The organism is Arsenicicoccus sp. UBA2120, from assembly GCF_002330965.1.
In the GTDB taxonomy this organism is placed as follows: Bacteria; Actinomycetota; Actinomycetes; order Actinomycetales; family Dermatophilaceae; genus Arsenicicoccus; species Arsenicicoccus bolidensis.
In genome coordinates, this window is record NZ_DCYC01000063.1 from 15,996 (window position 1) to 23,225 (window position 7,230).

The 7,230-nt window shown below is 73.7% G+C and carries 7 protein-coding genes; 5 read left to right on the forward strand and 2 right to left on the reverse strand.

What is annotated here, in order from left to right:
* On the forward strand, positions 1-683 hold a 683-nt coding region (locus B2P18_RS09000; RefSeq protein ID WP_286958170.1), incomplete at its 5' end, for a GAP family protein.
* Between the two features lie 127 nt (positions 684-810).
* The gene (locus B2P18_RS09005; protein WP_286958171.1) at positions 811-2,940 is read left to right on the forward strand and encodes a glycosyltransferase family 39 protein; all 2,130 of its coding nucleotides are present in this window, start codon (positions 811-813) and stop codon (positions 2,938-2,940) included.
* A gap of 332 nt (positions 2,941-3,272) precedes the next feature.
* Here B2P18_RS09005 and B2P18_RS09010 read toward each other — a convergent pair whose 3' ends face one another.
* Both B2P18_RS09010 and B2P18_RS09015 read right to left on the reverse strand, forming a co-directional pair.
* Positions 3,273-3,764 carry an SRPBCC domain-containing protein gene (locus tag B2P18_RS09010; protein ID WP_286958172.1) on the reverse strand — a complete coding sequence of 164 codons (492 nt, stop codon included), beginning with the start codon at positions 3,762-3,764 and terminating at the stop codon, positions 3,273-3,275.
* Between the two features lies 1 nt (position 3,765).
* Positions 3,766-4,533: a VOC family protein gene (locus B2P18_RS09015; protein ID WP_286958173.1), complete on the reverse strand. Its 768-nt coding sequence runs from the start codon at positions 4,531-4,533 to the stop codon at positions 3,766-3,768.
* 93 nt (positions 4,534-4,626) lie between these two features.
* Here B2P18_RS09015 and B2P18_RS09020 point away from each other — a divergent pair, with 93 nt between their 5' ends.
* From B2P18_RS09020 to B2P18_RS09030, 3 genes are all read left to right on the forward strand, one after another.
* Positions 4,627-5,253 (forward strand): TetR/AcrR family transcriptional regulator, encoded by a 627-nt coding sequence (locus B2P18_RS09020; protein ID WP_286958174.1) that lies wholly within the window; start codon positions 4,627-4,629, stop codon positions 5,251-5,253.
* Positions 5,254-5,321: 68 nt separating this feature from the next.
* Positions 5,322-6,074: a cobalamin B12-binding domain-containing protein gene (locus B2P18_RS09025; RefSeq protein WP_169516829.1), complete on the forward strand. Its 753-nt coding sequence runs from the start codon at positions 5,322-5,324 to the stop codon at positions 6,072-6,074.
* 137 nt (positions 6,075-6,211) lie between these two features.
* Positions 6,212-7,230: SWIM zinc finger family protein (locus B2P18_RS09030; protein WP_286958175.1), on the forward strand; the 1,019-nt coding region annotated here is incomplete at its 3' end.

A 7,230-nucleotide genomic window follows, 5' to 3' on the forward strand; every position in this document is an offset into this window, starting at 1 on the left:
TGCTCGCCCTGATCGACGCCACGAGCTTCGGCACGCTGCTGATCCCCGTGTGGTTCCTGATCACGCCAGGCCGGATCCGCGCCACCCGCGTGCTGGTGTTCCTCGGGACGATCGCCGCGTTCTACTGGGTCCTCGGGCTGCTGCTGAGCGCCGGGGCCGTGACCTTCCTCGACGACCTGTCAGGCTGGCTCGACACCGAGACCGGGCAGCTCGCGCGCAAGGTGGTCGGGATCGGCCTGATCGCGATCGGCATCCTGCTCCCGGGCAACCGCAAGGCGCGGAGCGAGCGCGCGAACGACGGCGCCGCGACCCGCGTGAGCCGGTGGCGCGCCCGGGCCATGGGTGTCGACGCGGCCGGCGGCGGCGCGGGTGCGCTGGTCGGGCTCGCGCTCGCGGCGGCCACCGTGGAGGCGGCGTCGATGCTGCCCTACCTCGCCGCGATCGGGATGCTCAGCACGTCCCCCCTGCCGATGACGGGGCGCGCCGTGGTGCTCGTGGGCTACTGCCTCCTGATGATCGCGCCGGCGCTCGTGCTGCTCGCCCTGCGCCTCGGGGTCGGGGAGCGCATCGAGCCGACGCTGCGGCGGCTCGCGGCGTGGATGGAGCGGCAGAGCGGCGAGACCGTCGCCTGGATCCTCGCGATCATGGGCGTCCTGATCCTGCGCGGCGCCGTCTGGGGGTGAGCCCGCGGGTCATGGGCGCCTCACAGGAAGCTCAACGGATCGCGATAGTCCCGCGCCGCAGAGTCGGTGGTGACCGAGGGCAGGTCGTATGTCGGACCGCCCACCGCCCCCACGCCAAGGACCGCACATGACCACGACCACACCACTCCTGCGCCGCCGCCTCTGGCCGCGCACGGCGTCGGTGGCCGCACCCGGCGCCGAGACGGCGACCGGGGCGACCGCCGGGGCGCCGGACGGCATACGGCCGGGCTCGTCCTCCGACCCGACCACCCCCTCGGGCGCGACCACCGTCGCCGGCTCCACACCCTCAGACGCGGCGGCTCCCCGGTGGGCCCGGCCGGCCCTGTGGGCCTTGCTGGCGCTGACCGCGGCCCTCTATCTGTGGAACCTCTCGAGCAACGGCTACGCCAACGACTTCTACGCCGCCGCGGTGAAGTCCGGGACGCAGGACCTCACGGCGTGGGTGTTCGGCTCGCTCGACTCCGCGAACTCCATCACCGTCGACAAGCCCCCGGTCGCGCTGTGGCTGATGGTGCTGAGCTGCCGGATCTTCGGCTTCTCGAGCGTCGCGATGCTGCTGCCGCAGGCGCTCGCCGGCGTCGGGACCGTGGCGCTGACCGCCGCATCCGTGCGCCGCGTGTCCGGCCACGTCGCCGGCCTGGTCGCGGGGCTGCTGGTCGCAATCACCCCCGTCGCCGCGCTGATGTTCCGGTTCAACAACCCCGACGCGCTGCTCGTGCTGCTGATGACGGCCGCCGCCTACTTCGTGGTCCGCGCGATCGAGACCACCCGTGGCAAGGCGGCGCTGTGGTGGATGGTGGCGTGCGGCGCGGCGATCGGCTTCGCCTTCCTCACCAAGATGCTGCAGGGCCTGCTGGTCGTGCCGGCGTTCGCCCTGGCCTACCTCGTGGCCGCGCGGTTCTCGCTGCGCACGCGTCTCGCTCACCTGGTGGCCGCGGGCCTCGCCATGGTGGTGGGTGCCGGCTGGTTCGTCGCGCTCGTGTCGCTGTGGTCGGCGTCCTCGCGTCCCTACATCGGTGGCTCGACCAACGACACGCTGTGGGAGCTCGCGCTCGGCTACAACGGTCTCGGCCGGATCCTCGGCGGCGAGGGCAACGGTGGTGGCGGCGGTGGCGGCGGGCTGTTCGGCGGCGCCACGGGCATCACCCGGATGTTCGGGTCGGCCTTCGGTGCCGAGATCTCCTGGCTGCTGCCCACCGCGCTCGTCCTGCTCGTCGCCGGGCTCGTGGCCGCCGGCCGCGCCGCCCGCACCTCGGCCGCCCGCGCCTCCCTGATCCTCTGGGGCGGCTGGCTGCTCGTGTCGGCGCTGATCCTGTCCTTCATGGAGGGCACGGTGCACCCCTACTACTCCGTCGCTCTCGCCCCGGCCCTCGCCGCCGTCATCGCCATCGGCGGGCGCCTCGCCTGGGACCGTCGCTCGTCGCTCGTGTGGCGCGTCGCCCTCGGTGGCGCCGTGGCTCTGGCGGGCGTGTGGAGCGTCTACCTCCTGCACGTCCACGCGGACTCGTGGCTGCCGGCGCTGCGCTGGATCGCCCTGGCGGTCACCACCCTCGGCGCGATGGGCTTCGTGGCGCTGGGCGGCGAGCAGCGGTTCCGCAAGGCGGCGGCCGTGGCCCTGCTGGTCGGCTCGCTCGGCGGCCTCGCCGGCACCACCGCCTGGACGGTCGCGACGATGGGCCAGAGCCACACCGGCTCCACGCCGACGAGCGGGCCTGCCGTGGCCGGTGGCGCGGGTCGGACAGGCGGCGCTCCCGGAGGTCAGGCGCCCACGGGGCAGGCGCCCACGGGTCAGACGGGTCCGGCGCCGGCGGGGCAGACCGGCCCGAGCAGCTCGGCCAGCTCGAGCAGCTCAGCCGGCTCCAGCGGCTCGTCGACGGGCACCACCACGTCCGCCGATGACGTCACGACGCTCCTGCAGAACGCCGGCACCACCTGGTCCGCCGCCGTCGTCGGCGACCAGACCGCGGCGGGCTACATCCTCAGCACCGACACCTCCGTCATGGCGATCGGCGGCTGGAGCGGCACCGACGCCAGCCCGACCCTCGCGGAGTTCCAGCAGTACGTCGCGGACGGCCGGATCCACTATTTCGTCTCCGGCGGGCGAGCCGGCGGTGGCCCCGGCGGCAGCGACAGCACCTCGACCGCCTCGCAGATCACCGCGTGGGTGCAGTCCCACTACACGGCGACGACGGTGGGCGGCACCACGGTCTACGACCTCACCTCGCCGACCAGCTGACCGAGGCCGTATGCCGGCGCCGCCTGCCCCCACCACGCGTGAGGGCAGGCGGCGTCGGCATACGAGCCCCGTCGCTGGGGAGACAAGGTGTCGCCCAGGCAGCACCAAAGCTCCCCGACGACGGGGCTGACAGGTGGCTCCGCGCCACCACAGGAACGGGGCCACTTCTGGTTGCTATCACCACCAGGAGTGGCCCCGATGTCAGGGAGCCCCCGGCCTCGGCTCACGCGCCTCCCCGCCCCCTCACAGTTCCACCCCACCTCCAAAGATCGTGAGGGTTTCGTCCAAGAAAGGTGGACGAAACCCTCACGATCTTGGGGGGAGGGGGCGGGTCAGGCGAGGGCGGCGTAGCGCTCGGACAGGTCGCGCAGGTAGTCCTCGAATGGCGCCGCCTCGCGTCCCTCGATCGCGCAGACCAGGTGGTCGAGGTAGAACTCCCACCCGGGTCCGATGTCGCCCAGGGACATCTCGGCGGGGATCTGCGTGTGCCGCAACGTGATCGACGAGCCACCGTCTCGCGCCGCGCACTCCAGGGCGAGGGGCCACGCGAACGGCGGCGGCGCATCCGAGGCGAGGCCGAGGCGGTGCGGGCGGGAGCACTCGGTGATGCGCATCCCCATCGTCGGGGATCCCTCCTCGCTCGCCATCGTCACCTGGATCGTGGCGCCGACGCGGCCCTCGCCCGACCACGGGCCGTACCACCGGGCGGTGCGGTCGGACTCGGTGATCCAGGACCACAGCTCCTCGACGGGGATCGCGATGTCTCGGGTCAGGGCGAGGGTCAGGCCGTCGTCGTGCGAGACGGTGCCGTGCAGCTCGTGCACCTCAGGCCTCGGCGGGCAGGTCGCCGGTGCCCTGGAAGAGGCCGAACGGCGCGCCGCCGGGCGTGGTCAGGTGCACGAACCGTCCGAAGGGGATGTCCATCGGCCCCATCGTCACCGACGCGCCGAGCGACCGGGCGCGGGCCGTCATGGCGTCGAGGTCCTCCACGAGCAGGTAGGACACCCAGTGCGGGTCGTCGACCTCGGTGCAGGCCCCGATGGTGAAGTGGCCGTCGTCGCCGAGCCTGGCGAGCAGCACGCCGTCGCCCATCGGCTCGGTGGCGAAGCCGAACAGGTCGCGGTAGAACGCGGCGGACCGCTCGACGTCGCCGGTGAGGCAGTCCTGCCAGCACGGGAAGCCGAGCTCGTCGACCGCGCCGTATCCCACGATCCCCGTCGCCTGCCAGAAGGCCACGGTGACGCCGCCGGGGTCGGTGACGACGGCCATGTGGCCGTGACCGGGGATCTCCGTGGGCTCCTTGAGGATCGTGGCGCCGAGCTCCTGCGCCCTGGCCACGGTCGCCTCGACGTCGTCGGTCGCGAGATAGAGGGAGGCCAGGTCGTGCTGCTGCCCGGGCATGTCCGTGCCGATGCCGAAGACATAGCGGTCGTCGCGGTGGGCGACGGTGTAACCGCCGAACTCCGGGGTGCCGTCGGGGATGTCGTAGCCCAGCAGGTCCCGGAAGAAGGTCGCGGTGGCGGGGATGTCGCCGACCCACAGGTCGAGCCAGGTGGGGGTGCCGGGGGTCTGGGCCGTGGTGCGTGCGGTCATGGGGGTGCTCCTTGCGGACGGTGGAAGGGGGGCCGATGACGTCGTGGGGGGTGCCACGGGGTAGGATGTGAACACCGTATACATGGAGGTGTGATGACCGCAACACCCCGCAGGTCCAGCTATCACCACGGGGACCTCAGGGCCGCCCTGCTGCGCGAGGCCATCGACGTCTCCCGCACGAGCGGCCCCCACGCGGTGACCCTGCGTGACATCACGCGGCGGGCGGGGGTGTCCGTCAACGCCGCCTACCGTCACTTCGCGGACCGGGACGCGCTCATGCTGGTCGTCGCCGGGCACGGCCAGGGGATGTCGGCACGCGCCATGGAGCGCCGCCTCGACGCCCTGCACGAGCCCGCCGGACGGGACCGGATGCGGGCCGTCGGGCTCGGCTACATCGACTTCGCGAGGGCGGAGCCGGGGCTCTTCCAGGCGGCCTACCTCGAGCCGGTCGACCGGGCCCGCACCGAGGATCCGGTCGCCTACGGTGACAGCGGGCGGACGCCATACCAGCTGCTGTCCGACGCCCTCGACCAGATGGTCGTCGACGGCAGCCTGCCCCCGGAGCGGCGCCCGCACGCCGAGGTCCCGGCCTGGTCGGCGGTGCACGGCTTCGCGATGCTGGTCGTCCAGGGTCCGCTGCGCGAGCTGCCGCCCGAGGCGGTGGACGCGTTGTCGGAGCGGGTGGTCGACAGCATCGTCGTGGGGGTCACGCAGGTATGACGGACCGCCCGTCACCCGTCCGGACGCATCCCGCCCGGCGGTGAGGGCGGGCGTCGTACGGTATCCCGGTGCCTGACCATCTCCCGCCCCCCGTGGCGCTCGGCGACGTCGCCCGCCGCGGCCCGCAGCGGGGCCAGGCCGTCCTCACCGACGCGTCCGCCCACGTCGACGCCGTGCTGACGGCCGTCGCCGCCCTCGACCCCGTCGCCCTGGGGAGCGCGCTGGACGACGCCTTCGCCGCGGGCTCGGTCGAGCACGTCATCCAGCTCGTCCTCATGCCGCTGCTCCGCGAGATCGGTGACCAGTGGGAGAGCGGACGGCTGGGCGTGGCGCACGAGCACCTGGCCAGCGGCGTCCTCGCGCGACGGCTGTCGGCGCTGGCGCTCGAGGTGGAGCCCGGCACGCGCCACACGGCGGTGCTCGCCTGCCCGCCCGGGGAGCGGCACGACCTGGTGCTCAGCTGCTTCGCCCTGCTCCTGCAGCGCGAGGGCTGGCGGGTGCTCCTGCTCGGCGCGGACACCCCCACCGCGGCCATCGCGGTGACCTGTCGTCAGTCCTCGGCCGACCTGCTGGTCCTGGCCGGCTCCCGCCCCTCGGTCTTCACCTCGCGGTCGGCGAGCATGCGCCGGCTGTGCGCGCAGTACCGCACGGCCCTCGGAGGTGGTGGGGCCCGTCCCGAGGTCGCGCGCGAGCTGGGTGCGGCGCTGCTGCCGCCCGATCCCGTGCAGGCCGTCGACGTGGCGGCGCGTCTCGTGCGCGAGCCCGGTCCGGGGCCTGCCTCGATGGACGTCGCCGACGACTCCTTCGCGGGCGCCTCCTGAGGTCTGTGGGGGACTCGCGGAGCCCGTCCCGGGAGCGCTGACCGGCCGCTCGCCGGGCGTCTGCCTCCTGGGCATGGTCGGGGTCTGTCGGTCCTGGTGGCTAGGGTGGGGCAGTCGGGGTGGTCGAGGAGGTCTCAGTGGTGCAGCTGGTGCAGGCGACCCGCCTGACCGATCTGGACGCGGTGATGCTGGCTCGCCTGTGCGGGTCGGGATCGGTCCAGCGCGGGCAGGCCTATGCCCGTCGAGATCGGGTGCTCGACATCGTCCCGTCCGGTGATCGTCGGCGCCTCCACGGCACCGTCGAGGGGTCCCGGGCCAAGCCCTACGCCGCCTGGGCCGAGCTGCGCGACCATCCCGGGCGACCCGGGCACTCGAGCTGGACCTCGTCGTGCACCTGCCCCGTCGGCGCCGACTGCAAGCACGTGGTCGCCCTCATCCTGCAGGCCCAGGTCCGCGACGCCGAGGAGCGCGCCGAGTCCGGCGCGCTCGACGACTCCGGTGGTCACTGGTGGCGAGGTATGCCGCCCGCCCACCGCGCCCACTGGCGCGACGCCCTCGGCGCGGTGGCGGCCGAGGACGTCCCCGATCGCGTGGCCCTGCAGCTGGCGGTGACCCAGCCGCCGCGCGGTCGTGGCGACTGGGGCTCGAGCATCACGATGACGCCGCTGGTCGAGGGCGCCCGCGGGTGGATCCGCACGGGCATCAGCTGGACCGGGCTCGACCCCGGCGCGCTCTACGGCACCGTCAAGGCCGACATCGACCCGCTGCAGGAGCAGGCGCTGCAGGAGATCACGCGCGCGGTGCGAGCTCGACGCACGGGTTCGGCCTATGCCGCCGTCGAGCGCGTCACCCTCGGCGAGGTGGGCCCCGCCGCGGTGCGGCTGCTGCGCGACGTCGAGCAGTCCGGGGTCGCCCTCGTCGACGAGCAGGGCCGCCCGGTGCTGGTGCCCGAGGAGTCCGGCCGCTTCGAGCTGCACCTGGAGCGCGAGGAGACCGAGCGTGGGTCCGAGGTCGTCATGCGCGCCCACCTCGCCCTCCCGCCCAGCCTCGACGGCGTCGAGACCGAGCCGATCGGCCTCCCGGCCGTCGGTGTGCACGCCACCACGGACGACGGCCTCGTGATCGTGGGGCTGGACCCGCCGCTCACGCGCGTCGA